23 protein-coding genes are annotated in these 26614 nt (G+C 34.4%); 11 read left to right on the forward strand and 12 right to left on the reverse strand.

Going from position 1 to position 26614, the window contains the following annotated elements; translation table 11 throughout:
- Position 1: 1 nt before the first annotated feature.
- The 8 genes from KO527_RS16285 to KO527_RS16320 form a co-directional block, all read right to left on the reverse strand.
- Entirely contained in the window at positions 2-178 is a 177-nt protein-coding gene (locus KO527_RS16285) for a hypothetical protein (RefSeq protein ID WP_216041340.1), read from the reverse strand.
- Between the two features lie 203 nt (positions 179-381).
- Complete coding sequence (locus KO527_RS16290; RefSeq protein ID WP_216041341.1) at positions 382-2259, reverse strand: S8 family serine peptidase; 1878 nt, start codon at positions 2257-2259, stop codon at positions 382-384.
- A 178-nt stretch (positions 2260-2437) separates the two neighbouring features.
- Complete coding sequence (locus KO527_RS26445; protein WP_216041342.1) at positions 2438-3745, reverse strand: ATP-binding protein; 1308 nt, start codon at positions 3743-3745, stop codon at positions 2438-2440.
- Entirely contained in the window at positions 3745-5109 is a 1365-nt protein-coding gene (locus KO527_RS16300) for a sigma-54 dependent transcriptional regulator (protein WP_216041343.1), read from the reverse strand. Before KO527_RS16300 ends, KO527_RS26445 begins: the two co-directional genes overlap by 1 nt.
- Positions 5110-5201: 92 nt before the next feature.
- Positions 5202-7640 (reverse strand): ABC transporter permease, encoded by a 2439-nt coding sequence (locus tag KO527_RS16305; RefSeq protein ID WP_216041344.1) that lies wholly within the window; start codon positions 7638-7640, stop codon positions 5202-5204.
- Between the two features lie 2 nt (positions 7641-7642).
- Positions 7643-8437, reverse strand: a complete 795-nt coding sequence (locus KO527_RS16310; protein WP_216041345.1) for an ABC transporter ATP-binding protein — start codon at positions 8435-8437, stop codon at positions 7643-7645.
- Between the two features lie 12 nt (positions 8438-8449).
- A complete protein-coding gene (locus tag KO527_RS16315; protein WP_216041346.1) occupies positions 8450-9709 on the reverse strand; it encodes an HlyD family efflux transporter periplasmic adaptor subunit in 1260 nt (419 codons plus the stop codon).
- A 343-nt stretch (positions 9710-10052) separates the two neighbouring features.
- Positions 10053-10370, reverse strand: a complete 318-nt coding sequence (locus KO527_RS16320; RefSeq protein ID WP_216041347.1) for a DUF2845 domain-containing protein — start codon at positions 10368-10370, stop codon at positions 10053-10055.
- Between the two features lie 352 nt (positions 10371-10722).
- Between KO527_RS16320 and KO527_RS16325 the strand changes: the two genes are divergently transcribed.
- The 3 genes from KO527_RS16325 (at position 10723) to KO527_RS16335 (ending at position 12685) form a co-directional block, all read left to right on the forward strand.
- On the forward strand, positions 10723-10968 hold the full coding sequence (locus KO527_RS16325) for a DUF6289 family protein (RefSeq protein ID WP_216041348.1): 246 nt from the start codon (positions 10723-10725) through the stop codon (positions 10966-10968).
- 253 nt (positions 10969-11221) lie between these two features.
- A complete protein-coding gene (locus tag KO527_RS16330) occupies positions 11222-12208 on the forward strand; it encodes a stomatin-like protein (protein ID WP_216041349.1) in 987 nt (328 codons plus the stop codon).
- 15 nt (positions 12209-12223) lie between these two features.
- Entirely contained in the window at positions 12224-12685 is a 462-nt protein-coding gene (locus tag KO527_RS16335) for an NfeD family protein (RefSeq protein ID WP_216041350.1), read from the forward strand.
- A 63-nt stretch (positions 12686-12748) separates the two neighbouring features.
- Here KO527_RS16335 and KO527_RS16340 read toward each other — a convergent pair whose 3' ends face one another.
- Positions 12749-13834 carry an MBL fold metallo-hydrolase gene (locus tag KO527_RS16340; protein WP_216041351.1) on the reverse strand — a complete coding sequence of 362 codons (1086 nt, stop codon included), beginning with the start codon at positions 13832-13834 and terminating at the stop codon, positions 12749-12751.
- Between the two features lie 208 nt (positions 13835-14042).
- On the opposite strand from KO527_RS16340, the gene KO527_RS16345 reads away from it, so the two are divergent.
- The 5 genes from KO527_RS16345 (at position 14043) to KO527_RS16365 (ending at position 20753) form a co-directional block, all read left to right on the forward strand.
- Entirely contained in the window at positions 14043-15698 is a 1656-nt protein-coding gene (locus tag KO527_RS16345; protein ID WP_216041352.1) for a methyl-accepting chemotaxis protein, read from the forward strand.
- A 257-nt stretch (positions 15699-15955) separates the two neighbouring features.
- Positions 15956-18223, forward strand: coding sequence for an endonuclease (locus tag KO527_RS16350; RefSeq protein WP_216041353.1), 2268 nt, complete (start codon positions 15956-15958; stop codon positions 18221-18223).
- Between the two features lie 220 nt (positions 18224-18443).
- On the forward strand, positions 18444-18842 hold the full coding sequence (locus KO527_RS16355; RefSeq protein ID WP_216041354.1) for a MerC domain-containing protein: 399 nt from the start codon (positions 18444-18446) through the stop codon (positions 18840-18842).
- A gap of 68 nt (positions 18843-18910) precedes the next feature.
- Entirely contained in the window at positions 18911-19819 is a 909-nt protein-coding gene (folE2, locus tag KO527_RS16360) for a GTP cyclohydrolase FolE2 (protein WP_216041355.1), read from the forward strand.
- Positions 19812-20753 carry an endonuclease/exonuclease/phosphatase family protein gene (locus KO527_RS16365; protein WP_216041356.1) on the forward strand — a complete coding sequence of 314 codons (942 nt, stop codon included), beginning with the start codon at positions 19812-19814 and terminating at the stop codon, positions 20751-20753. The genes folE2 and KO527_RS16365 overlap by 8 nt, the downstream gene beginning before the upstream one ends.
- A 100-nt stretch (positions 20754-20853) precedes the next feature.
- Here the strand turns inward: KO527_RS16365 and KO527_RS16370 are convergent, their stop codons facing one another.
- Positions 20854-21144 (reverse strand): hypothetical protein, encoded by a 291-nt coding sequence (locus KO527_RS16370; RefSeq protein ID WP_216041357.1) that lies wholly within the window; start codon positions 21142-21144, stop codon positions 20854-20856.
- A 117-nt stretch (positions 21145-21261) separates the two neighbouring features.
- Positions 21262-23031: a hypothetical protein gene (locus KO527_RS16375; RefSeq protein WP_216041358.1), complete on the reverse strand. Its 1770-nt coding sequence runs from the start codon at positions 23029-23031 to the stop codon at positions 21262-21264.
- A gap of 630 nt (positions 23032-23661) precedes the next feature.
- On the opposite strand from KO527_RS16375, the gene KO527_RS16380 reads away from it, so the two are divergent.
- Positions 23662-24654: a 2-hydroxyacid dehydrogenase gene (locus tag KO527_RS16380; RefSeq protein ID WP_216041359.1), complete on the forward strand. Its 993-nt coding sequence runs from the start codon at positions 23662-23664 to the stop codon at positions 24652-24654.
- Positions 24655-24777: 123 nt separating this feature from the next.
- On the opposite strand, the gene KO527_RS16385 is transcribed toward KO527_RS16380, so the two are convergent.
- A complete protein-coding gene (locus tag KO527_RS16385) occupies positions 24778-25473 on the reverse strand; it encodes a pseudouridine synthase (RefSeq protein WP_216041360.1) in 696 nt (231 codons plus the stop codon).
- Between the two features lie 195 nt (positions 25474-25668).
- Between KO527_RS16385 and KO527_RS16390 the strand changes: the two genes are divergently transcribed.
- Positions 25669-26091, forward strand: coding sequence for a rhodanese-like domain-containing protein (locus KO527_RS16390; protein ID WP_216041361.1), 423 nt, complete (start codon positions 25669-25671; stop codon positions 26089-26091).
- 64 nt (positions 26092-26155) lie between these two features.
- A complete protein-coding gene (locus KO527_RS16395; RefSeq protein WP_216041362.1) occupies positions 26156-26602 on the forward strand; it encodes a GNAT family N-acetyltransferase in 447 nt (148 codons plus the stop codon).
- Positions 26603-26614 lie beyond the last annotated feature (12 nt).

Consider the following 26614-nt stretch of genomic DNA (forward strand, 5'->3'; position numbering starts at 1 on the left):
ATCAGACTCTTGTACTTAATAACATATATTCTTTTGCATACTCCCATAACATTTGCGCTTGTTTTATATTCTCACCATTACGATATAAATCTAATGCATGTACTGCATAATCCTGTGCAGTACTGTTATTATCTAAGTCCAAAAAGTTCATCTGTGAAGCATATTCTTGAATCTTCATTTCTATACCTGTTGCGATTTTAAAATCACCAAAATTTCACTTGATTTCTTAAAGCAAAATTTAAGCCATTAATAGAAATTTTAAAGAATTTATTATCTGAAGATTTGGGTTATTAAAAAAGAAAAACACTTTAAATATCTCTATCCAGATCTATTTAAAGTGTTTTGTAAACTCTAAAATGTCGTTAGTTCTTAAAGTCTAAATTAGTAAGAAGCTTTAAGACTAATACCTGAATAAGTACTATAACCCTTTACTCTAATATACACTGTACCAGCTTGTGTAATATTTAAACTACAACTTTCTGAATTACCATTTTTATAAGGGCGGCAGTCATAATCTGTATCTGTCGGTTGTGCTCCTTGCTTCACATACAAATCACCATCACCGGTACCGCCAGACATTTGCACTGCTAACCTCGAATTTGCTGGAACGGCTATTTCGTAAAAACTTTCAGCTCCAGCGCTGCCAGATAAACCAGTTTTTGGTATTCCATTTTCTAAACAACTACTGCCTGTACAACCACCACCTGGCGTTTCATAGCTCGCTGTAATTGTTGTACTGTATGAAGAATATCCATGAACCATAGCATACATTTTACCTGCAGATGGATTATTAATGACACAGCTTTCATTATTACCATTTTTATAAGGTCTACATGAATAAGCTGTTAAAGTTGCTTTTTGGCCTTGATTTACATATAAATCTGCATCACCTGACCCACCAGCAATATTTAACGTTACGCTTGCAGCACCTGATGGTACATCAATAAAGAAATCAGTGGTGGAACCTGTACCACCTGAAGCTGATTTCGATTGATTATTTGATAATTCAGTTTCATCTACAGGGCAGTTATTGCCACATCCTGTATCATCTGCCAATGCAAAAACCATCTTATTAGGCGAGCCCGTTTTGGCATCAGAAACGACATTACTGGTTGATCTTGAATTCAATAAACTTTCAACTTGTGAACTTGATAAGCCTGTATTTTCATCTAAATACAATGCAGCAACACCCGCTACATGAGGCGCAGCCATCGAAGTACCACTGATCGTATTTGTAGCAGAGTTAGAGTTATACCATGCTGAAGTTATATTTGAACCAGGTGCGTATATATCTAAGCAATTACCATAGTTAGAAAAGCTGGAGCGTGAATCACCATTGGCAGTTGAGCCTACCGTTATTGCGCTTGCTGCCCGTGCAGGTGAGTAATTACATGCATTACTGTTATCATTACCTGCCGCCACAACAAATGTAATACCCGCTGAAACTGCCGCATTTACAGCATCATCAGTCGCTTGAGATGCACCACCACCTAAACTCATATTTGCAACAGAAGGACCTGATGCATTATTTTTAACCCAATTAATACCTTGGATCACGCCCGAATTACTACCTGAACCGTTACAGCCTAATACTCTTACACCCACAACATTAACATTTTTAGCAACACCGTGCTTCGAACCTGCAATCGTGCCAGCTACATGTGTTCCATGACCATTACAATCTGTTGCGTTATTATCATTATCAATGAAGTCGTAACCGCTCGTAGCACGACCACCAAATTCATTATGCGAGTTAAGTACACCAGTATCAACAACATATGCTGTTACACCAGTGCCATCATAATCATAATGATAATTACCATCTAAAGAACCTGAGCGTTGATCTACGCGATCTAGACCCCAAGTAGGACTAGCTTGATCGCCAGAAGCTTGAATTGGTGTTGCATACATCATTTGATCTTGTTCAATATATGCGATATTTGGATCTGAAAGCATTTGCTTTACTTGTTCTTGATTTGCATCAATTAATACACCATTTAATGCACTACCGAAATTAGTTTGAACATTGACGTCATATTTATTATTTAGTGATACACCTTGCTCTGTAGCAAACTGTGCAATTGATTGATCACTGTCTAAATTTAAAACGCTGGGAGTATTAAAAACAACAATATATTTGTCTTTTATTGCTCTTGATTCATCGACTTGTAATAATGTTGCCTTATATTCATTAGCCTGAACAGATGAATATGAAAGTGCAGCTGTCACTGCCAACGTTACTAAATGTTTTGTTTGCATTTTATTCTCCGTAGATTATATTTTTGCCAAGAGGCAATTTAAAAATAGACTACAGTTACCTTTTTCAGGTACTTAAATGTAAACAGATGTAAACAGTTAATCCAACCAATGAATAAATACTGGATTTAAACCCATTAAGGTATTGTTTTATTTTAATTTATTAAATAATGATTTTTTTCTAATAAATAAAATTAGGTAAGCTAATTGTTGCGATAGCACCATCAGAATCTGTTCGGTTTTTTAAGTCCAGCTCACCCTGTTGATTACGAATAAACTCTCGGCTAATAATTAACCCGATACCAGATCCTTGTTCTTTTGTAGAATAAAATGGAACAAATAGATTATCTAAATTGGCAATTCCTGTGCCTGAATCAATAATATCAATCTGTGTAAACTCATTATCTTGGTGCCATTGCATTAAAACTTGCTCATTTTTTTTACTTGCTTCAAATGCATTTTTAATCAAGTTAATAAGTGCTTGCTCTAATTGACCAGGGTCAGATAAAAATGCTTGATTTGATAAGTTAAGTTTAATTTCAAGTTTAGGGAAAATGGCTCGCATACGTTCAGTGATTTCTTTTGGTAATACTTGAGTTATTTGTGCGGGAGCAAGTTTACTAAACGCGGAATAATTCTCTACAAACTCTAATAACTGTAATGAACGCTTTTCAATTACTTGTAAAATGTTTTTTTCTAGCTTCTCTTGCTCTGGATTTAATGGCCCCGATAATTTCATTTCTTGCAATGATTGCGTCATAGAGTAGATAGGCGTTAATGAATTTCTCACTTCATGATTAAGTACCCTAATCAAACGTTGCCAAACTTGTTTTTCATTTGCTCTAAGTTGTTGCTCTATTGAAAATAAAACCAATAGTTGATAATTACGCCCACTTCGTTTTAAAACATGGTGTGTCACTTCAAAACGTTGCCCTAAAGTAGTGTCACTATTTTGTTGCCATTTATTATCTTCAAAAGATAAACCTAAAGTGGATGCGTGTTTACCTAACCATTTATTAGATGAGGTTTTTAGTAGAGATTCTATTGTATGATTTGCTGAATATATTTGTTGATGATGATCGAGTACTATAATCGGTAAACTGAGATCTTTAATGAATTCAGATAAAAATGATTCGTTGTGCATGTATTCAAATCGTTTATCGATGAGTTTATTGCTTAATTTTTCAAAATCATTTCTAAGATTTGTTACCCTACCCGCTTTATACTCTGCTAAATGCCAGCTATTAAACTCTTCGTTGCCAATGGCATCAAGTTGTAGGCCTATGCGCTCTATCGTGTCAGTAACGCTTTTAAAGCATCGTCTTGCAACAAAAATACTTGGGATCATAAAAGCCATTATTAAAGTACTGGCACTGAGGAAATCCATCTCAGTCATGTGAATAATATAGGTACAAGGTAAAAGCGGTAGCATTGTTAAAAAACAAAGTTTGTAAACTAGCTTATTTTCTAGAGATGATTTATCAGTCACTAGCATTCCAAGTTCTTTGGGTCGATAGCGAACTTTTCTAATCGTCGATAAATAGCGGATTTACTCATCCCTAAAAACTCACCGGCTTCAATTACATTACCTTGATAATGTTTAATTGCTGTGACCAAGGTTCTTTTCTCACTTTCTTCTAAAGTCATTAGTGGAAAACTTTGTGTACTTGGATCATTTTGATGATTTAAGCTTAATGACTGAACATCTAGCTGATCATTGTCGCTCATTATCACTGCGCGCTCTATGCTATGGCTAAGCTCTCTGACATTTCCGATCCAAGGGTGTTTTAAAATAGCAATTTGTGCATCTTTTGATAAAGACATTTCCCCTCTTTGATATTTATTTGAATGTTTTTCCAACAAATATTCACTAAGACACGTGATATCTTCTATACGTTCTCTTAATGGTGGGATGTGCAATTCAATTGTATTAAGCCTAAATAATAAATCTCTTCGAAATTGCTCCGATGTAATCAATTTCTCAAGGTCAGCATTAGTTGCAGAAATGATTCTCGCATTCGTAGATTCTGTTTGGCTTGAGCCTACTACTTCGTATTCACCCGTTTCAAGTACTCGAAGTATTTTACTTTGTAAACTTGCACCTAATGTACCTATCTCATCTAAAAATAAAGTGCCATCACTTGCAATATCAAATCGCCCTAAACGATTTTCTTTAGCATCCGTAAATGCGCCTTTTTTATGGCCAAATAGTTCACTTTCAAATAACGACTCTGGTATTGCACCCATATTCACACTTACAAATCTGTTTTCAGTACGTGCAGAATGTTGATGAATATAATTTGCCAATAAGCTTTTACCCGTGCCATTTTCGCCGGTAATTAATATATTGGCATCCGTTAAAGCAGCTCTTTTGGCCTTTTTCAATAACTCAAGCATCACAGGTGATTGTGCATAATAATCTTGGGTAACTGATGAGCGGCTTAATGCGGTATACCGCGCATTTTCTTTATTGAGTTGTACACGTTCTATTTGCTGCTTAACGATTGCGACTAAACGTGTGTTTTTCCATGGTTTTTCAATAAAATCAACGGCATTGAGTTGCATTGCCTGCACAGCAATATCAATACTTGCCCAGGCAGTCATCACAACCACTGGCACTGTAATATTTTTATTCTTCAGTTGTTTTAAAAAACTTAAACCTTCTTGCCCAGAGGTTGTATCAATGCTGTAGTTCATATCAAGTAAAATAAGATCTACTTGGTGTGAGTCTAATATCTCCATGGCTTGTATTGGGCTATCTGCTTCAATTGAAGTTAAACCATGATTACTTAAAGCAATTGCAGCTGACATACGTACATCCAGTTGGTCGTCAACTATCAATATTTTATTCATAAAATTGTGTGCTTCCATAAGGTAGAAAAATCAGAAAACAAACAAGCGACATTAGCATAAAGCGAATGTCACTTAAGTCGTTAAATTAAAATTTACTCGTTTCTAAGTGCTTTCATTGGTTTTTCTTTTATTATTTTTTGCATCGGCCTAATACTGGCAAAAATAGCAATGCTTGTACTTATCACAATTGCGGGAAGTGCAAAGCTAATATCAAAAATTAACCAAGTAGCTAAGCTTTCACTAAATTGCACGTATATAACCATAATTATTAAGTTAGCTAAAACAACACCTAATAATAAAGGTACTATCGCATCTTTAACTAATAATTTATAGAGCTTGGCTTTTTTAGCACCTAATGCCATCCGTATACCAAATTCATAGCGACGAAGCCCTAAGTTATAACTCAGCACGCCATAGATACCTACACTTGCAAGTAACAATGTAAAGCCGGCCAATATATAACTTAAATATAAAGTGATGATATCCATATAAATGATGCGATCATATTCTTCAGATAGCGATCTAAATTCCCAAATATTAAATCTTTCATCTTCATTTCGAAGAACAGTAAGTATTTTTTCTTGCGTTAAGCTAAAGCCAGAGTTTGTTTCAATCACCAAGTTGTAGCCAAAAGGTTGTGCTGGCCACCATATATGCATGCCTTTATCTCGGTCAAAGAAATTTGGATGATTAAAGTCTTCAGTGATACCGACCACTTCATTTTTTGGGTCGTGACCATCATATACTTTGCCTAAAACATCACCATTTGGATCTAATAGAAAAGCGAGACTTTGTGTTACCAGTACTTCATGCTTTTCACCTCTAATAGCTTCATCACTAAATGAGCGCCCTTTTATAATTTTTAAACCTGTATGTTCAAAATAATCAGAGCCAACCCAACCTTGTGGTATAAAGTCCGTTTGATTGCCATCCATATCTGTTAAATTAGAACGTGTCACTCTTGCTGATACCGTGCTTCTGCCACTAGACACTTTTTTGATTTCAGGTAACTTTTCAAAAACTGCTTTTACTTTGTTAATTTTGTCAAAACGTTCAGAGATTGAAAGCGCCTCATTTTCGCCTCTTATGAATGCAGAAACCGAATACATATTTTCAATTTTACTGCCCATAGGTCGCTCAAGTGTCTTATGTGTTTTAGTTAAAGCCAAACATGCAAAGATGATCAGCACACTTGCAAAAGTCATTTGAATTGTAATCAGAATTTTTACCGTTAAAGCTGAAACTTGATTAACACTACCCTTACCACTTGACTGTAATTGATTTTTTAAAGCGTTGTAATTGACTAACCGTGAAGTGACTAAAGCAAATAAATAAGCTAATAGCATACTTAGTACGATCGCAACGATTACTAAATTGATATCTATATTTAGTGACTGTACCAGAGGTAGATTACCTGTCGCTAAATGTTTAAATAATTTAATACCCCAAGCTGATAGAAATAAAGCCACCAGCACAGCGCCTGCCATTAAAATTAAAGTTTGCGTTAAGATAGCACTAAATAATAAACCACGTTTTGCACCTAAAACTGCCTGTAATGCGAGTGTCTTATGTTGCGCTAATGCGCGAGAGAAAAACAAGTTACATACATTTACGACAGCAATTAGTAATAAGCCTAATGTTCCTGCAAACAAAAACAAACTTAGATGCCCCTTATCACCTAATTCAACTATTCTATAAGGTGTCACTAATGGCCTAAAATCAATCGAGGTTTCGTAACCTTCTAACCACTCAGCACGAATATCCTCAATACGATCGTCTAAATCTTGTAAAATACTTGCTTGTGTAGCCCCATGTTTAGCTGTCCCCACTAATTTAAGTGATTTATAGGTATTATCCCATGGGTTTTCCCACTCACCATTATTATAAAAACGGCGATCTGAACCAAAATGCATCCACATATCTGTTTTACCGCTGTAAAACATGTAAGGAGGTTCAAATGATTTTTTTACAACACCGATAATGTTATAAACATTATCACCATTATCGAGGGTTTTACCAATCACATTGAGATCACCATCAAAATATTTATGCCAAAACTCCTCAGAGATAACCACACTATCAGATGGTTGGTCCATCACTAGGTCATTGGCAAAACTCTGTCCTAATAACATAGGTACATTAAATATGTCAAAGTAATCAGGCATCGCATAGGTAGCAACCGCTTTAGGTTCACCTGGCAAGTTAATTAATACAATATTGTTAGGGTTAACCGGTGTTAATTTATCAAAGCTATTTTGTGTTTTATACCAATGGATAATAGATTTATAACTTTGGTAACCACTATGCGTTCCTGATGGTGTATCAACCTCTTGCTCAACAACATAAAGGTTACTTTCATCAAGTACATTTAAAGGTTTTAAGAAATACGTATTAACTAATGAGAAAATAACAAATAATGTAGCCAATGTCAGTGACATAGTCACTATTACTGAGGCAACAAAACCGGGTGCATTTTTAAGTGAATTAAACGCTAAATTAAATTGCGTTTTTGTTTTAATGAATGCACTCATAATTACACCACTGCTTCTTGAGTTTGATTAACAAAAGTTGCCGTTGCATTTGATGTTTTCTCTTGCGCTTGAGAAAACTGCATTATTTTACCATCGAGTAATTGTACTTGTTTAGTCGCATGTCCTGCATAACGTACATCATGAGTCACCATGCAAATTGTTGTCCCTTGTTTATTTAAATTATTGAGTAAATCCATTACAGCATCTCCATTTTTAGAGTCTAGATTACCAGTCGGTTCATCAACTAAAAGTATGCTCGGCTGACCAGCTAATGCTCTAGCTATTGCAACTCTTTGCTGCTGACCACCAGATAACTGGTTAGGTTTATGACTTTTACGGTGTTCCATTTCTACTTGTGTTAATGCATTCATAACACGTTCTTCTATTTCTGACTGTGTTAAAGCGTCTTCCCTATAAGTTAACGGTAGTGCTACGTTATCAAAAATGCTGAGTTCATCAATTAAATTAAAGGACTGAAAAACAAAACCGATATGTATATTTCTTAACTCAGCTTGCTGGTCCATATCAAGCTGCGAGGTATCAACATTTTCAATTAAATATTCACCTTTACTAGGAGAATCTAATAAGCCTAAAAGGGATAATAAAGTTGACTTACCACAGCCTGAAGGACCGCTAATAGATAAATAATCACCAGGCATAATATCTAAATCAATATCCGATAATGCCTTTATTTCGATATTAGATGAGTGATACGTTTTAGATATATTTTTTAACGAGATAATTGGTTTTTTGTGTGTTTTAGCTGTTGTTTTTATTTGATTAGTTGTGCTGTTCATTATCATTCCTTTTTATAGCGTTATTACTAAGTTTTTCTGCGTAGCAGAGTATTGAGACATATCTGATACAATCAGTTTGTCACCAAGCACAGCACCACTTATCACTTCAATTTGATTATCCGAAAGTGTACCAAATTTTATTGTGGTTAACTGTGCGCTTTGAGCATCACGGCTCATTCGATAGATATCTTTTTCTTTAAAGTTGTAAACATTATTAGGTTGTTCAACATAGAGGGCATTATTTATTTCTTTAACATGTACTTTGCCCTCCACTGTTAGTTCTGGTCTTGCATTTGCAGGGAGTGGCCCAGTTAAATCAAGCTCAACCATCACCCGCCCGTCAGTGATCACAGGGTCAATTCTTAAAACTTTTGCTGTGATAGTCTTATCTGAAGTCATAACTGATGCAGCCATACCAATAGCAATTTGGTCTGCTTGATTTTGTTGTACAAGTAATTGTGCTTTGAGTTTTTGATCTGAACCAACCATCGCTAACTGTGTACCTGGCATGACACTTTGACCTATTTCTACAGGTAATGTTTGTAAAATACCGTCAATACCCGCAGTCACTTTTAAACGGTCAAAGCGTGTTTTTATCATATTAAAGTTATGTTGATATTGCGTGATAAGATCTTGGCTTATTTTCATTCGCTCTACTTGCATGGCTTTTAAATGTTGCTGTCTGGTTTTTTCAATTGAAACTCTTTGCTCCAATTGACGTACATTTAATTGACTACGCTTAAAATCTAATACACTGACAATGCCTTTATCTATTAGCTTTTCTTCTGCCTGTGCTTTTAGTTGTGCATTTTCAAGCTCACTGTTAAGTAATGCAATTTGTGCTTTACGCTCAAGCACTTCACTTTTGTGGGCAATCGCTTGCTGATTAAATTCAGCATTTTGACGAGCTAGTTCAAGCTTTGCATTGATCACCGCTTGCTCTAATTGAGGATCAATTAAGGTCATAATAACCGTATCTTTATTAACCTTAGCACCCGGGTAGAGTTGAATACTTTCAACAATGGCTTGTGATTGACTGGTCAGCAACCTTTGATATTTTGCTTTTAATCGACCATAACCAGATACATTGACTTTAAAAGTACCTTGCTTTACTTGCGAAATTCGTACATCTCTTTGGTCAACGGATTGAGCATGATTAAAAGACATATCATTAAAAATTAAAAATAAGGCTAATAAACATATTAAACTGACAATCAGATATTTTTTATTAAAGCTTTTTGGCTTTTTTTTCAGAGTACTTGTTAAGTCCATACTTTAAACATTCCAATAAATTTTTTTATTCATTATTGATACGTAATAGCGATAAGCATGCCAAAAGTTTAACAATTGATTTAAAAGGGATTTTTTATTTTTTGTGTATTTAAGGCTTCCCTCTATAGGGAAGTTGAAATTAAAAGTGGGAATAAAATAAAAACTAAAGTTGAGAATTAAGATAATTGTCAAATTTGATGTGAACTTATTAATCAACTTTAATCCAAGAATGAATATAATGGATGATAAGCTTGTAATTAAGCTAAAGTGAAATTAAACCGTTTTAATACGATCACGCTAACTAATCAAATAAAGCGTAAGGTTTGTTTGAAATTTATGACTTCTAAATTCGGTTTTCTTGTTTTGAAGAAATAGATACTACTTTGTTATTTTCGACCATGATTATAACAAGGTATAAACCACCAATAGAACCTTTGAGTTTATACGTTAATACTTCTCGCTTTATTGGGTTATCTTCTTGTCCATTATCAATCGCTATTTTTTCTATATCTTGATATATAGGTACACCTGCAATTGAAATGATCTCAGACTTGCTACTACCAATGGTTAATAACTTGCCATTTTTTAATCGAAAACTTGCATTTGCTGTTAAAGAAAAAATTAAAATACAAAATAAAAAAATAAGGCTAAAATTTTTCATCGTGATTCTCATACTTTAGAAATTTAAACGTGCGTTAAGGCTACCATAAAAACAACATAGTTAATTTTTTGGATTTAATCGATAATTTATTATTAAAAAGACATGCTACAATTTAATCTTTCCTGAATCATTCGTATATTAACAACTATTACTCAACAGGTTATTACATAGTTAAGTATTTATCGCTATGTCAATAACTGCTATTTTATCGTCTTTGATTTTTAAATACACTTTTATGGTTTAATTATTATTTGAAGTAAGCAAGTAATTTACAAGATATTTACTTTTACATTTTATGCATAAATATTATTTGAATCCAAAAAGGGTCCGTGTAAAAATAAGGAAAGTTAAAATGACGAGTAAAATAAGAAAAACAATAGTATTGGCGAGCAGTGCATTAGCATTATTAGGTACTTCTTACGCTATCGCTTATTCTAATGCGAGAATTGTTGAATATGTATATTATTCTGATGCATCTAAAACAAAAATTGTTGGTGAATCAGTTCAAAATTGTGATGGTAGAGTTTACACAACGGGCACTATAACACCATATAAACAATTAACTGGTGCAGAACCATGCCGTGGATTTGGTTGGTAAGTTAACTCTAATTATATCCTAGTTATTATTTAGCTAGTATATTGGAAAAAGCATAAAATTTATTTTCATATTTTAAGCACAATATCTTCATAAGCATCTTTCGAACTATATATAACTTTATTATAGCTTTTCAACCTAAAAATAATCTTCAGAAATCATCTTAATTCCATGTACTTGGTAATATTGGTAAATAACTTTTTTTCTTTATGGTATGGTCAATATAGAATAATTATTAAATAGGAATTTACATATTATGGAAGCATTTATCCCTTTACTAGCCAATCCGGTTTTATGGATCACTATAGTTTTAATTTACACCTTAAAAAAAGGCATTTATTTTGTGCCTCAAAATAGAGGTTATGTAATTTATACACTAGGTAAATATGATAAAACCTTATCTGCAGGTTTAAATTTTATCATCCCTTTTATTCAATCAGTCGCTGCAGATCGTAACCTCAAAGAACAATCATTAGATATCTCTTCTCAATCGGCTATCACTAAAGATAATATCTCATTAGAACTTGATGGTATTTTATTTATGAAAGTAACTGATGCTGCAGCTGCGACCAATAATGTCACTGATTATAAGATGTCGGTCACACAATTAGCGATGACAACAATGCGTAATGCTATTGGTTCTATGGAACTTGATGAATGTTTTCAATCCAGAGATACCATAAACGCAACAATTTTAGCTGCTATGACAGAAGCGACAGCACCTTGGGGTGTGATGGTTACCCGTTACGAAATCAGAGACATCAGCCCACCACAAAGTATCCGTGAAGATATGGAAAAGCAAATGACAGCAGAACGTGAAAAGCGCTCTGTTATACTGACAGCTGAAGGAGTTAAAACTGCGGCTATTACAGAGGCTGAAGGTTTAAAAGCAGCAAGAGTATTAGATGCAGAAGCGTCAAAAGCAGAACAAGTTCTTAATGCTGAAGCAGAAAAAGAGAAACAAATTTTAGAAGCCACGGGTAAAGCTGAAGCGATTCGTTTAGTCGCTAACGCAGAAGCTGCAGCATTAACAACTGTAGGTAACGCAGCAGATACTCATGAAGGTCAAGCAGCTGTTACTTTAACACTTGCACAAGATACGATTGCAGCCCACAAAGCAATTGCAGCCGACAGCACAGTTGTATTAACTGATGGTAAAACAGGTGAAAATATTGCGAATACAGTTGCACAAGCAATTGCAGTTTCAAGCTCACTAAAATTACCAAATTCAGAACAACAATAATTAAATAGGATACTTATGGATATCATTAATTATTTTACTACCCATCATGCTCAATTATTTTATGTACTAGCAGGTATTAGCTTTATAGTTGAACTATCAGTGTTAGGTATGAGTGGTCCTTTATTATTTTTTGCGATCGCCTGTGTAAAAACCGGCGTTTTAATCCACCTTGGATTAATTTCAGGTTGGGAAACTGAAATTTTAACCGTAGGTATTCTTACTGCTTTGATCACAGTCGTGTTATGGAAACCATTTAAGAACTTTCAAAACCTAGGTGGTGGACGCGATAATAGTAGCGATATGATAGGTAAACAAGTACCAAGTGTGGGTGAAATCACACAAACATCAGGCCATATCCGTTATTCAGGTATTGATTGGAATGCAAGATCAGACAGTGCTGATGACACAATTGCAGATAATACACAATGTGTTATCACGGCAGTTGAAGGTAATATCATGTTAGTAAAACGTATCTAGTACCAGCATTCAATAAACGTTTAAGGGAAAACCATAAGCGTTTATTGTCATTATATTTAGACCTTAAAAATCAACTTTGTCACCTTCATTCATTATGTAAAGCGGTGTTCCTGAGTTTAGTCGTTGTTTCATATGTAATAAGCGAAATAATGCTGAATGTGACGTGCGGTCACCCATTTTCCAACTTGCATTACCATATCCCCAAGGTATCATAACTTTACAGTTCAAATCCTTTGCAGCCTGTAGAGCATCTTCAGGCGTTGTATGCACTTTTCGATACCATTTAGGATCATCTTCACTAAAATAAGAAGCAATTGGAATTAAACAGACATCTATATCACCATACTTTTGTTGAATATCTTTAAAATGCGGTGAATAACCTGTATCTCCTGCAAAAAACAATGTTTTATCATTATGTTCTAATAACCAACCGCCCCATAAAGTTGCATTATGATCTTCATGAATAAATGGAACCCATATTCGGCTACTAAAATGATGAGCAGGAACAAAATGTGCAGCAACCTCCCCTATATATTTACTGGCATACCATGCCATTTCTGTTACTTCATAGCCATTTTCTGGAAACTGTTCAGCAAAACCTAACGGGGTTAAATACTTAGGCCCAGCGCCTATTTTAGCGATATCATCTTTGTTGAAATGATCATAATGAATATGCGAATACATCACTGCATTTGTTTTATTTAGTACATCAGAGGTGATCTGCGCAGGTAAATCACGATTAAAACCTTCACTGATCTTAAATGCCCAATTTACGGGCCAATCGAATTGCTCTGAAACAGGATCAAATAAAAACTGCTGGCCATCAGATGTATTAATGACAAAACTTGCATGACCTAACCATTGCACGTTAAATCCAGTTTCAAGGTTCAATGATGAATTGCTACCGTTATAGGTGCAGCTTTCCATTTCTGACTTACATTCAATCACATCAGTATTTGGATAACAGTCTTCTTTACATGTATAAGGATACTGCTCAAGTTTACCGTACAAATTACTATATCGATCTGTATACCCTGCTATATCAACATGTTTAACAACTGCATGTTTAGGGATCAAAGTTTCTACTTTATTATGTGTGCTGCAACCAATCAATCCCATTAAAGCAATGCTATACAACTGCTTACACATAACAATCTCGTTTCATATTAAAAATGACATGTTAACAAAAACAGAATAAAGATGCTTAATTATTCATGAAATTATTACCTAGACTAAACACAATATCTTTTAACAACCTTTATTTATGCACTAATTTGAAATTAAGTTTTATGATTTTAGGTCTTCTATGCTTACAGATATTTAAATTATAACCTTATATCAAAAGGCCATACCTTTTATGCTTAAAATTATCTCTCAAGCTACGGTGCAATCTCGTTTGTTACTCGGATTTGGTGCAGTGTTAATCATGATGACTTTAATCACAATCTTTGGTGTTAACAGTGTCAATACCATTGATAAGTCGATGACTATCATCACAGATATCAACTCAATGAAGCAAAGATATGCAATTAATTTTAGAGGTAGTGTTCATGATAGGGCTATCGCCATCAGAGATGTTGTTTTATTAGAAGATCAATTCAAATTGCTCAGCACGGTAGATTTAATTTCACAATTAGCCAAGTTCTATGATGACGCTCGTATTCCACTAGATAAACTCATGTCACAAAATTCAACCCATACTGAAAAAATAATTTTAGCTGATATTAAAAGTATAGAAGCCAGTACCTTACCTACTATTAAAAACATCATACAGCTAACGCAACAGAACAAACACACTGAAGCTAAAAGTGTTTTATTAAACTCAGCCAGTCCAGCTTTTGTAAAATGGTTAGCTGCAATTAATCAATTTATTGATTTTCAGGAATTAGAAAACCAAAAAGCGACACATTCGGTCAGATCAACGACAGCTGATTTTCAAGGCGTCATGCTTGCATTAACAATAATCGCATTTTTTATTAGTGGATTAATTGTTTTCTTGATTGCTAAAGGTTTAAAAATATCCTTAGATGGTGAACCAAAAGAAGTTGCTGATTTACTATCTAAAGTAGCTAAAGGTGACTTAACACAAGAAATAAATGCTAAGTTTGAAAATAGTGTTTTATTTTCATTGAAAAAAACCCAAAATCAATTGAGTAATACAGTTTCAAATATTGCCGGCGCTTCTAAAGATATAAACGGGCAAATAGATATTGTATCTAACGGTTCAGCACAAGTTCTATCTTTAGTTCAGCAGCAAAGAACATGCACTTTACAAGCAACAAAAAGCTTAGATCAAATGAGAGATAAAACCTATTGGGTATCTGAAATTCTTGTTCAAACAGAAGCTAACTCTTCACAAACATTACATTCTTGTACTGCAGGGAGTAATTCAGTAAATGAAACAGCTGTCGAAATTGATAAAGTACTGACGACAGTCAGTTTAGCATTAGAAAAATTACAAAAATTAGAGCAACGTACTAAAGATATCAGTGGCATTATTTCGGTCATCAGTGGTATATCTGATCAAACCAATTTACTTGCTTTAAATGCTGCAATTGAGGCAGCAAGAGCTGGAGAGTCAGGTAGAGGATTTGCCGTTGTCGCTGATGAAGTCAGAACACTTGCGCAAAGTACCGGCTCAGCAACTTCTGAAATTGAGGCGCTTTTGACTGAAATCACCACAGAGACTGCCGATTCTGTTATTGCTATGGAGTCAACTCTACCCAAAATCCAAAGAGGACTCTCTTTAGGTGTTGAGTCATCTAAATTATTGGCCGAAATAGAAAATCAAGCCAGTAACTCACTATTAAATGTTAAACAAGTTGTTAAAGCGTCTAAAGAGCAAATTTCTGGTATAGATGCATTATATACAAGCATGAAAAGTGTTGAAAACATGGCAGACTCTTCAACCCAATCGTTAGAAAAAAATCATGATGTTGCTAATACACTTAATGTACTTGCGAATAACCTAAAAACACATATTGAATACTTTAAAGTAAAACACGCCAATTAAATCATCAGTAATGCAAATTAATTGATTTTTTAGATTTATTTGCATTACTATTTCAATTCAATAATTAATGTAAAACTTTAAAAGTAGTGTAATTATTCAACTATTGTAAACCTCTGATTTAAATAACATAAAATTCATATCTTTATTTTTCATTGTCATAAAACCTTCACAATTCCTTTATATTATTCGTACCCATTTTAACTCAAATTTAAAGTTTAAATCATCAAAACAAAACTTTAAAAATAGCTAGGTCGAATATGAAACTCACGCAAATAAATCATTTTTTAGGATCTGTCACAGGTCTTATATTATCAACGAGTGCATTAGCCGCTGTTCCTGCAGATTATTACAACACTGCAGATACTTCTTCAGCTATCGCGCTTAGAAACTCACTCCATGCCATAATAGATGATCATACTCGATTTCCGTATACATCTTCGCAAACCGATACATGGGACATTTTAGAAACTGCTGATCAAGATCCAAATAATGCTGCTAATGTAATTACAATATACAGAAATGCCAGCTATCAAAAAGAAGGCGGTGGTAACTCATTTTATAACAGAGAGCACTCATGGCCTAAATCATATGGTTTTCCAGACGATGGCTCTAGTAACTACGCTTATACCGACGCACACCATTTGTTTATTGCAGATAGTGGTTATAACTCTAGTCGATCGAATAAGCCTTACGCTAACTGTGATTCTGGCTGTAGCGAAAAGACAACTCAAGCGAATAACGATAGAGGTGGTGTAAATTCGAATTGGACTGACGGTTCATATTCAGCTGGTAGCTGGGAAACATGGGATGCTAGAAAAGGCGATGTTGCCAGAGCTATGATGTACATGGCGATCCGTTATGAAGGCGGTACGCACAATGTGACAGGTGTTTCTGAACCAGACTTAGTATTAACTGATGATAGAAACTTAATAGACGCATCTAATACAGGTTCAAATCAATCAGTCGCTTATATGGGCTTAAAATCAACTCTGATCCAATGGCATAAGCAAGACCCAGTAGATGATTTTGAAAAACGTCACACTGAAGCTGTTTTTAGCTTTCAAGGTAATAGAAACCCATTTGTAGATCATCCTGAATATGCTGAATGTATTTTTGAATCAATCTGTAATGGTGAAGCTGATTTAATTGCACCCGATGCGCCAATTAATTTATCAAGTATCGGTAAAGCTGGTAAAGTTTCATTAAACTGGAGCGCAAATACTGAATCTGATTTAAACGGCTATAATATCTACAGAAGTGATAACGCTGAAGGATCATTAACAAAAATCAATGCAAGTGTGATCCGAAGTAACGTTTTTGATGATGAAAGCGTACAGGCTAACATTGAATACTTTTACAAAATAACAGCTGTTGATTTTTCAAATAATGAATCACAGCAAAGTGGCCATACATCAGCAATAGCGAGTGAAGTTATCATAAAAACCAGCGATGCATGGGTAAATGAATTTCATTATGACAATGCCAGCTCTGATGTTGACGAATTTATTGAAATAGCAGGTAAAGCAGAAACTGATTTATCTGGTTGGTCAATAGAATTATACAATGGTAACGGCGGCGCACTGTATAACACACAATCATTAAGCGGCGTAATTACTGATCAGCAAAATGGTTTTGGTGCAATTGCATTTTTAATCTCAGGCATTCAAAATGGTGGTCCAGATGGCTTTGCGTTAATAAACCCTGCAAACGAAGTTGTTCAATTTTTAAGTTACGAAGGTAGTTTTACTGCAGTAGGCGGAACAGCTGATGGCATGGAGTCTACAGATGTCGGAGTAGCAGAAACGAGCTCTACTTCAGCTGGACATTCATTACAGTTATCAGGAGATGGAAGCAAATATAGCGAATTCACTTGGCAAGCACCTGCTCAAAATACAAAAGATGCAGTAAATACCAATCAAACGTTCCCTTTAGAAAATATTTTACCAACAGCAAGTTTCACTTATTCTTGTACTAATTTAACTTGTCAGTTTGATGCATCTCAAAGTATCGATACAGATGGTACTATTTCGCAATATACGTGGGTATTTACAAGTAATGAACAAGCGAATACTGAACTTGTCTCGCATACTTTTTCACAAGAAGGTACGTATTCAGTTTCATTAACGGTGGTTGATAACAATGGTGGTGAACACATTGTTAGCCAAGAAGTTACAGTATCAAATGAAGCACAATCTTATTATGAGAATACACAAGTAAAACCAATTTTAGATAAAAAACGTTCTGTAAGTAAAATTAAAGTAGCAGATCCTGATTATAGCCCAACAGCACAAGTGTATATTGATATTACACATACTTACCGAGGTGATTTAAAAATCAAATTAAAATCCCCCAATGGTGATGTATATCTATTAAAAGCGAAAGACAAAAATGATGATGCTCAAAACCTACAAGAAACATATTTAATTGATTTGCCATTAAATGTAACAGGTAGTTGGAAACTCATCATCAAAGATAAAGTTAAAAAAGATGAAGGCCAATTAAATGCTTGGTCTATTCAATTTTAAATATCAACTTTAACAATTTATAAATCATACTGACGTTGAGGACCCCTTTCTCAGCGTCAGTTTTGTAAGTTACATCTATAAAAACTAAGAATTCCCACAAATAAGTTTGTTCTGCCCCACCATTTTTATTACTGAAATTACAGCGACCAACCACAAATCAATATTGATTGAAAATCTCGATATGTTATATTATAACAATTAAGCAAAATTGGAAGACATCATGAAAATACAACGCATAAGTGACAATACAGCAATAGGACTATCAATGTTGTGTATTGCCCATTGTTTGTTAATACCAATACTTATCGTGCTTGTTCCCTCAATCTCAAGTGTATTATCAGCTAATAATGAGCTATTTCACCAACAATTACTTTACGGTGTTGTCGCTTTTAGTTTAGTTGCATTGTCTATTGGCATTTTGAAGCATAAAAAAATATCCATTTTCTTATTGGGTTGTTTCGGTTTATTTATATTAGTCTCGGCTGTGATCACTAAAATCCAGTTTTTTGGCTCATTCACCGAAATAGTTTTAACAGTTGCAGGCTCTTGTATTGTGGCTTTCACACATGTTAAAAATTACAGGATCAGGCACCAGCAGTGTAATCAAATAGCAAACTAACATTATTAATACATATATAAAAAGGCGAACAACGCCTTCTCAGTACAGAGAAATTGGACAAAAAATACATGAATATAAATTTACCTGACGTTACTTCTGGCCAACGCGCGCTAACACAACTCCCTCTTCGATGGGTTGGTATGGAGGCAATCGCACTTCCAATATCCGTACCGCATTTAGATTCAACCTCACCTGTTACTGCTAAAGCAGATATTTTTGTAAGTTTAGATAAACCTGAAGCGAAAGGCATTCATATGTCTAGGTTGTATTTAAAGTTAAAAGATAAACTCACGTCACATCACTTAACAGGTGAAACACTATCACGTTTACTTCATGAAATTATTCAATCACAAGAAGGCCTTAGTGAATCCGCAAAAATTAATCTTTCGTTTGAATTAACCATCCAAAAGCCTGCTTTATTGAGTAACGAATTTGGTTATCAAAGCTATCCAATTGCTATTTCACGAGCGTATGTTCTGGGTCAAATGCAAACCCAATTATCCTTGACCATTCCTTATTCTAGTACTTGTCCGTGTTCATCAGCATTATCTAGACAAGCTTTAAGCGATAAATTGTCAGAAAATTTCACCTCCCAATCAATAGATAAAGATGCGTTGCTTGAATGGATTATTTCAGAAAAAAATACAGCAGCGACAGCTCATAGCCAACGTTCATATGCTTATTTAAAATTAGCATTGAAAAACGAGCAATTACCAGATTTAAACCAGCTTATACTTGATTTTGAAAAAGTTATTGGCACGCCTGTGCAAACAGCAGTGAAAAGAGAAGATGAACAAGCATTTGCTAAATTAAACGCTGAAAACTTAATGTTTTGTGAAGATGCTGCAAGAAGATTGAAACAATCTCTTGAAAGTAATAGTAATTTTAGTGGATATTGGTTTAAAGTAGAGCATCAAGAAAGTCTACATGCACACAACGCTGTAGTAATTGATCACAATGAGCAACCTTATGAATAAAGTATTAAAAGCCTTTGCTATTCCAGCATTTATGTCTGCGCTATCAGGATGTGAACATCCTCAACATGCGCATCCTCAACATGAGCATGTTGGATCTGCTTCTGAACTTGCCCATCATGCACCTCTGACAGTTGCAACATGGAATATTGAGCACTTAGCTTTTCCAAGCAACACAGGCTGTAAGCCAAGAAGCCAACAAGATATCGAAAAACTTCGCAGCTACGCCAATAGTCTAGATGCAAATATTGTCGCATTACAAGAAGTGGCTTCAAAGGAAGCATTAAAAGCTGTATTTCCTGAAAATAACTGGCAAATAATTATGTCAGAGCGTGAAGATAGTCCAATTTACGATTGCAGAGAAAGTAACTATAAATCAACACAACAAAAAGTCGCCTTCGCAGTGCATAAATCGATTAATGTCGTTGATATAACACATAACAATCAATTTAATTTAGATATGCCAGGCCTTAGAAATGCTCTAGCTATTACTGTTAATACCACTCTGGGTAATACGGAAATTTTAAACGTCCACTTAAAAAGTGGCTGTTTTGTTGATGATTTTTCAAACAGCGATAAAAGAGCGTGTCAGGTATTAGAAAAACAGGCGCCTATTTTAGATTCTTGGCTTGAGCAACGAGAGTCAGCGAGTACACCTTTTATTATGTTAGGAGATTTTAACCACAGGTTAGCAACTGGGCAAAACAAACTGTTTGAAGTATTAAGCAATAATACAAATAACCAAAGTTCAACATTACACCTGAGCACAAAAAATATGATTGGTTGTCACCCAAGATACCCTGCACCTATAGATCATATTATCATTGGTGGTTCTAAAGCCAGTTACACAGATAAAACGGCTGTTGTTCATAATTTTGAAAATATGAAAGAAGATGAGATGCTAAGCGATCATTGCGCGGTTTCAATTACCCTTTAATATATTCGGTCATCCTTAAGTATATAGGATGACCTATCCTCCACATAGTTTCACGATAATAAATTTCTTACTATTTTAAGCCTTAGAGTCTTTTAACAAGCTACCCGATCAAATATCTTTCATATTTTTTAATTACGACTGCAAATGCATCATCAAAAGCACCTCGGTTTATCGCCCCTTTTAAGTCTTCTATTACAGTATAAACTTGATCTCTTTTAACTTTTAGAACAGTTGTACCTGGCCATAAAACATCAAGTGACACCACATTGTCGCCGAGATTAATAGACAAAGATATTTCATCTGAAGTATTACTTTTATCTTTATTTTTTATAACGACATGTTTACGCGCTTGTTCTGGGGTTAATTGAGATAATAACTGATTCATTTTCATCTTAACCTATCCTTTCATAATGGAAGCTTTTATTCCAAGATACAGATGTTTTATGACAATTTAAAAATCATTTTAATAAAAATAAAAGGCACTCATAAGTGCCATTTATTACAACTTTTAATTATAAAATGTCACTTGCAATGTATTATTTATAATATTGAAAGTTGGTTCAACACCACAAATCTCATTACCACAAAATTGTGTTACATTTAGAGAATTTAGTGTTGTAGATTTTAAAATTGTGTATGTCTTATTAAACTCAAAACCACCAGCGTCTTTTTTCCAAAATGAAAATGAAATCACCTTTGAATTTAATTTAAAATTACCATTTATCTTTAATGCAATAACATCATTTCCAAGTTGAGTGCTTATGATCCCTTTATTAACTTCTAAGGAGTGAATAGTGAGATCATTAACATGATCACCTATATTAAGTGTGCCATTTCCGTTTAATTCAATTGATGCATTATCAGCTGTTGCGTTATCATAAAAATTGATTTGTCCACCTTCCCCACCATCAGCCCCACTCAATGCGATTATTTTTGCAGTACCTGCATCAGTATTGTCTGAAAACGTTGTATAGCCAGCACCTGCATTTTTGATATTTGAACCTATATTTAATATCCTCGCATTATCCGCAGTTGGCACCTTATCCGTTATCGTATTTTCACTATTAAGGCTATCACTCTGATAAATAGAAAAAGCAGTATATCCGCCAATTGCACCAGCTATTTTTCCAGCATGATTCCAAATAGTTGCATTACCTGCTGTCGAGAAATAAGACGTAGGTGTAGAAATTGAAAAAATAGTATGTCCTGCGCTAGATTTATTTTTTGTTTGTATTTGTGTGCCGTAATTATGAATTGTCGCTTCTGCTGCTGTAGGTGAACCATATTTTGCACTAAACTCAACATGACCACCACCACATAAACTTGTCTTATTAGCGCCATAGTTTATGTAATGTCCATTACCCGCAGATGCACCCACTCCGATAACTTTAGGTCGGTTATTATTAAAACTGGTGACGCCTCCATTGGCTTTATCTATTGTAGCTGGGTAATTATGAAAATATCCATTTTTACCAGATGATTGGCCATCAAACGCTACATCGCCTCCATTAGCCCCTTTGTCTTTATTATTTACTAAACCGTATGCAGTGCCGCCTAAGTTATAAAATTGTCCGTTTTCAGCACTTGCATTATCATAAAACTGAGTATTACCACCATCGCCTCCAGGTACAGATCCCCCTTTATTGTTAAAAATTGCATTTGAAGCTGTTGAATGATCATGAAAAACAACGTTTCCAAAAGTATCGCCATCAATCCCTAATGAGCCATAAATTGTAAAATGTGCATTATCAGCTGATGAGTTATCACTAAAACTTATTTCACCGCCAACAGTACTAGGCTCTGTAGGGGTACCGGCACCAGTCCAAGCAAAAAATTGTGCAGTTCCAGCAATTGAAGTATCACAAAAACGTATAACACCTCCTCCTTTACCACCCTTACTTTCAGGACCCGCAGTATAAACAACGCCTTTGTCACCAGCAGATGCTGAATTTATAAACATAAGTTGAGGTGCTTCATATCCGGTTGTTTCACAGGCAACAATAAAGTTTTGATTTTTTATTGAATGATTCTTAACGCCTGAGCCTGATATTGTTAATGCTGCACTTGTTGAAGCTGAGAAATTAAAAGTGAATGAAGGTGCATCTTCTAAAAACTCAATCGAATTAACCTTGGCTTCGCTTTGAGAGTTAAAATTGACGTCAGTTATTGCCGAAGAGTTAAAAATAGCACAAGTTTGAGGTTGCTCATTAGGTGCCCAATTCAGATCACAGTTCCATATATTAGAATTAGGATTTTTTTTCCACGTAGAGGCTGTCATATCAATTTCCTTATTAAAGAAGTGAATTTTAAGAAATAATTAATGTAGAGCGACATTACATTAACCAGTAATAAATATTACCACAAACAAATTTGTCACTTAACCAGATAATTTTATCCATAATACCCTGATTGTGATTGGACTTATTATTTCTAAAAACCACAAGATATTAAATACTCAGTTATGTCTGTTCAAGATGGTTTGGGCCCGTTACTTTAAGCTAGTAATGATAAAACCTTAAACCTAATAAGTATCAATACAGGCCTCGCATTAATTTGGGGAATATTATTCTCTTACTTCATTTCTCGTAGTATTACACGACCTATAACTCGAGTTATAGATATTACACATAAACTTGCCCAAGATGATTTAACTAATCAATTTAACAAAGTTCAAAAGATGAAATAGCTCAGTGATTTAACGCGCTAGGAAATATGGTTAGAAACTTAATGTCACAGTCTAGTACTGTACTTGCTTTACAATCAGGCAAACTAAAATCTATGATAAATCACTTTAAGGTGGATGAGCTAAAACAGGTTAATTAATAGATTTTAAATTTTACTTTGCTAGCGCTATTCAAAAAATTTGCTAAAGTACATTTTATAATGACAAAAAAATAGGGCTAGGCATATGGTCAATAAAATTTTTAAACTTGCTTTTTTTAGTGCTCAAAGGTTTGATATATTGGCATTTAATGCACTTTGCCCCAATCATATAGAGATCACATTTTTCGCCGAACAACTCAATAAAAATACCAGTTCATTAGTGGCGGGTTTTGATGGTGTATGCTGTTTTGTAAATGATGACCTCAATAAAGAAACCTTAACCCAACTCAACAAACTTAAAATTCAGTTTATTGCGCTCAGGTGTGCAGGCTTTAATAATGTAGATATTCAAGCTGCAAAAGAATTAAATATCAATATCACTCGGGTACCCGCATATAGCCCCGAAGCTGTGGCTGAACACACATTAGCGCTCATGCTTACTTTAATCAGAAAAACTCATAAAGCCTATAATAGAGTCAAAGAAAATAACTTTGATTTAAATGGATTACTTGGTTTTAACCTCCATGGTAAAACAATTGGTGTGATTGGGGCTGGCAAAATAGGTAAAGCGTTTTTGCGTATCATGTCTGGATTCGGTTGTAAGCTTGTTTACCACGACCCATATGAACAAACGCAATTGGCAATCAATGTCCCTTTAGAGTGCCTTTATAAAGATTGCGATATTATTTCGCTACACTGCCCGCTTACTGATAAAACTCATCACATGATCAATGAATTAAGTCTCAAAAAAATGAAAGATGGTGTTATGTTAATTAATACAAGCCGTGGAGCCTTAATTGATACTAAGGCATGTATTGAAGCTTTAAAACAGCACAAAATTAGTAACCTCGCTCTCGATGTTTACGAGCAAGAATCAAATTTATTTTTCAAAGATTTAAGTAATCAAATAATTGATGATGATATATTTCAACGATTACTTACTTTCCCCAATGTTTTGATCACAGGCCACCAAGGATTTTTTACCGAACAAGCAATGGAAGAAATTGTAAGGACAACTTTAATTAATATTACTCAATTTAATCAAAAGGTTATTTTAACTAATCAAATAGTCATCTAATTAAATCGTTAAGAGTAAAAGAAGTAAAAGAAGTAAAAGAGGTAAAAACTATGGCTTCTATTGTATATTTATAATGATTTTTCTGAATATTAAGATGACACTTTATATTCTGTGGAAACGAAATCAATTCAATTTTTTAAAAGATTTAATTTCAGCATCAGTCAAATATCGCCATTTCCCAACTTCAATGTCTAAAGTGATTTCACCAATTTGTTCTCTATGAAGTGAAATTACGCGATTTCCTACAGCTGAAAACATGCGTTTAACTTGATGATATTTACCTTCCGATAATGTTAAAAGTACTTCTTTTTCACTTACTACTTCTAATAAAGCAGGTAAGGTTAGTTTATCTTCTCCCTGAAGTTTAATTCCTTGCTTAAATTTACAAGCAACATCTTCTCTTATAGCATAGGATAGTCCTACCCGATAAGTTTTATAACAATGGCTTAATGGTGTTGTGATGTTATATGACCAGCGACCATCATCTGTGATCAAGACAAGTCCAGTGGTATCAGCATCTAAACGCCCTGCAATGTGTAGCTCTGAAACTTTTTCAATGTCTAAATACTGAAATAATGATGGATAATATTCATCAACATTTGAACAAATAGTATCAGCGGGCTTATGCATAACAATGTAACGAAAATCGCGTGTTTTCAGTCGTGAACCATTTAAAATTATCGTGTTATTTTCGTGTACTTGTTCTTTTTCATTTAAAATTAAAGCACCATTCACGCTGACATGCCCTTTATTGATAAGTGAAGTTGCTTCTGATTTTGTCAGCTCAGTGCTTTTACAAACAAACTTATCTAAACGCATTATTATTCGTAACCAATTTAAGCGAAAAAAACATTATCCCAGTCGTTCTTAAAATATCAACAAGTAATACATAACCCCCTTCATATAAGCTGAACATAGCCTTAAACAATGATGAATTCTGAGGTTTATAAAATTACGCTAAAGTTGTTTCAACTAAACAGATAAGCTTAACTATGTATCATAAAAGGAAATAACATGACAATTCAAAGCAATGCCTTCATCTATCAAGCAGCACCTAAACAACAAGCTTGTGAGTATTTTGCAAGCAAACTCGCAAGTGAAACTGATTGTTCAGATGTTTATGCAGATATAAAAGAGGGTAATAATAACTACCTTTTACTAGATGTCCGCTCAGAACAAGCATTTGACAAAAGTCATGCTATTACAGCGTTAAATATGCCTCATAGCCAGATCAACCGAGAATCCTTTGTCAAATATCCTAAAGATACTTTATTTGTTGTCTACTGTTGGGGGCCTGGCTGTAATGGTGCAACTAAAGCTGCATTAAAAATTGCTAAATTAGGTTTTGCTGTAAAGGAAATGATTGGCGGTATTCATTACTGGGAAGACTTTGAACGTTATCCAGTGAAGCGAAGAGTAAATGAAGCCCAGTCATAAAAGCTGCAATAATTATTAACAAAGAGGCACTAAAGTAGCCTCCTCTGATATACAAAGAGTTATCATGAAATATCAAATTCGTTTAGCTAACGATAAAGATCATAAATCTTTAATTCAATTACTAGCAGCACATGCTGAATTTGAGGGGAGTCAGTTTAAAGTAACACCTAAGCATAACCATTTAACTGATTTAGACTCTCTTCCAATAACATTTTTTTTAGTTGAATCACATGATACTGTTGTCGGATATATGTCTGTTATTAAACAATTTTCAACTTGGGATGTGGATTGGTATTTATACCTTGATTGTTTATATTTAACAGAAGAAACGAGAGGCATGGGGTTTGGTAGGCAGCTTATGCAACAACTTAAATATTTTGCAAAAAAACATATAATAAAGACGATTCAATGGCAAACCCCAAAAAGTAACTTACCCGCAATTTCATTTTATGAAAAGCTTGGTGCTCAATCCAAAGAAAAACAACGCTTCTTTTGGCATGTACCAAGCTAAGTAATATACAGT

Source organism: Pseudoalteromonas sp. C2R02 (assembly GCF_018860845.1).
Classification (GTDB): Bacteria; Pseudomonadota; Gammaproteobacteria; order Enterobacterales; family Alteromonadaceae; genus Pseudoalteromonas.

Coding starts and splice junctions, on each gene's coding strand:
- KO527_RS16285 (WP_216041340.1), bottom strand. CDS start 178: ATGAAGATTCAAGAATATGCTTCACAGATGAACTTTTTGGACTTAGAT.
- KO527_RS16290 (WP_216041341.1), bottom strand. CDS start 2,259: ATGCAAACAAAACATTTAGTAACGTTGGCAGTGACAGCTGCACTTTCA.
- KO527_RS16300 (WP_216041343.1), bottom strand. CDS start 5,109: ATGAATAAAATATTGATAGTTGACGACCAACTGGATGTACGTATGTCA.
- KO527_RS16305 (WP_216041344.1), bottom strand. CDS start 7,640: ATGAGTGCATTCATTAAAACAAAAACGCAATTTAATTTAGCGTTTAAT.
- KO527_RS16310 (WP_216041345.1), bottom strand. CDS start 8,437: ATGAACAGCACAACTAATCAAATAAAAACAACAGCTAAAACACACAAA.
- KO527_RS16315 (WP_216041346.1), bottom strand. CDS start 9,709: ATGGACTTAACAAGTACTCTGAAAAAAAAGCCAAAAAGCTTTAATAAA.
- KO527_RS16320 (WP_216041347.1), bottom strand. CDS start 10,370: ATGAAAAATTTTAGCCTTATTTTTTTATTTTGTATTTTAATTTTTTCT.
- KO527_RS16325 (WP_216041348.1), top strand. CDS start 10,723: ATGACGAGTAAAATAAGAAAAACAATAGTATTGGCGAGCAGTGCATTA.
- KO527_RS16330 (WP_216041349.1), top strand. CDS start 11,222: ATGGAAGCATTTATCCCTTTACTAGCCAATCCGGTTTTATGGATCACT.
- KO527_RS16335 (WP_216041350.1), top strand. CDS start 12,224: ATGGATATCATTAATTATTTTACTACCCATCATGCTCAATTATTTTAT.
- KO527_RS16340 (WP_216041351.1), bottom strand. CDS start 13,834: ATGTGTAAGCAGTTGTATAGCATTGCTTTAATGGGATTGATTGGTTGC.
- KO527_RS16345 (WP_216041352.1), top strand. CDS start 14,043: ATGCTTAAAATTATCTCTCAAGCTACGGTGCAATCTCGTTTGTTACTC.
- KO527_RS16350 (WP_216041353.1), top strand. CDS start 15,956: ATGAAACTCACGCAAATAAATCATTTTTTAGGATCTGTCACAGGTCTT.
- KO527_RS16355 (WP_216041354.1), top strand. CDS start 18,444: ATGAAAATACAACGCATAAGTGACAATACAGCAATAGGACTATCAATG.
- folE2 (WP_216041355.1), top strand. CDS start 18,911: ATGAATATAAATTTACCTGACGTTACTTCTGGCCAACGCGCGCTAACA.
- KO527_RS16365 (WP_216041356.1), top strand. CDS start 19,812: ATGAATAAAGTATTAAAAGCCTTTGCTATTCCAGCATTTATGTCTGCG.
- KO527_RS16370 (WP_216041357.1), bottom strand. CDS start 21,144: ATGAAAATGAATCAGTTATTATCTCAATTAACCCCAGAACAAGCGCGT.
- KO527_RS16375 (WP_216041358.1), bottom strand. CDS start 23,031: ATGACAGCCTCTACGTGGAAAAAAAATCCTAATTCTAATATATGGAAC.
- KO527_RS16380 (WP_216041359.1), top strand. CDS start 23,662: ATGGTCAATAAAATTTTTAAACTTGCTTTTTTTAGTGCTCAAAGGTTT.
- KO527_RS16385 (WP_216041360.1), bottom strand. CDS start 25,473: ATGCGTTTAGATAAGTTTGTTTGTAAAAGCACTGAGCTGACAAAATCA.
- KO527_RS16390 (WP_216041361.1), top strand. CDS start 25,669: ATGACAATTCAAAGCAATGCCTTCATCTATCAAGCAGCACCTAAACAA.
- KO527_RS16395 (WP_216041362.1), top strand. CDS start 26,156: ATGAAATATCAAATTCGTTTAGCTAACGATAAAGATCATAAATCTTTA.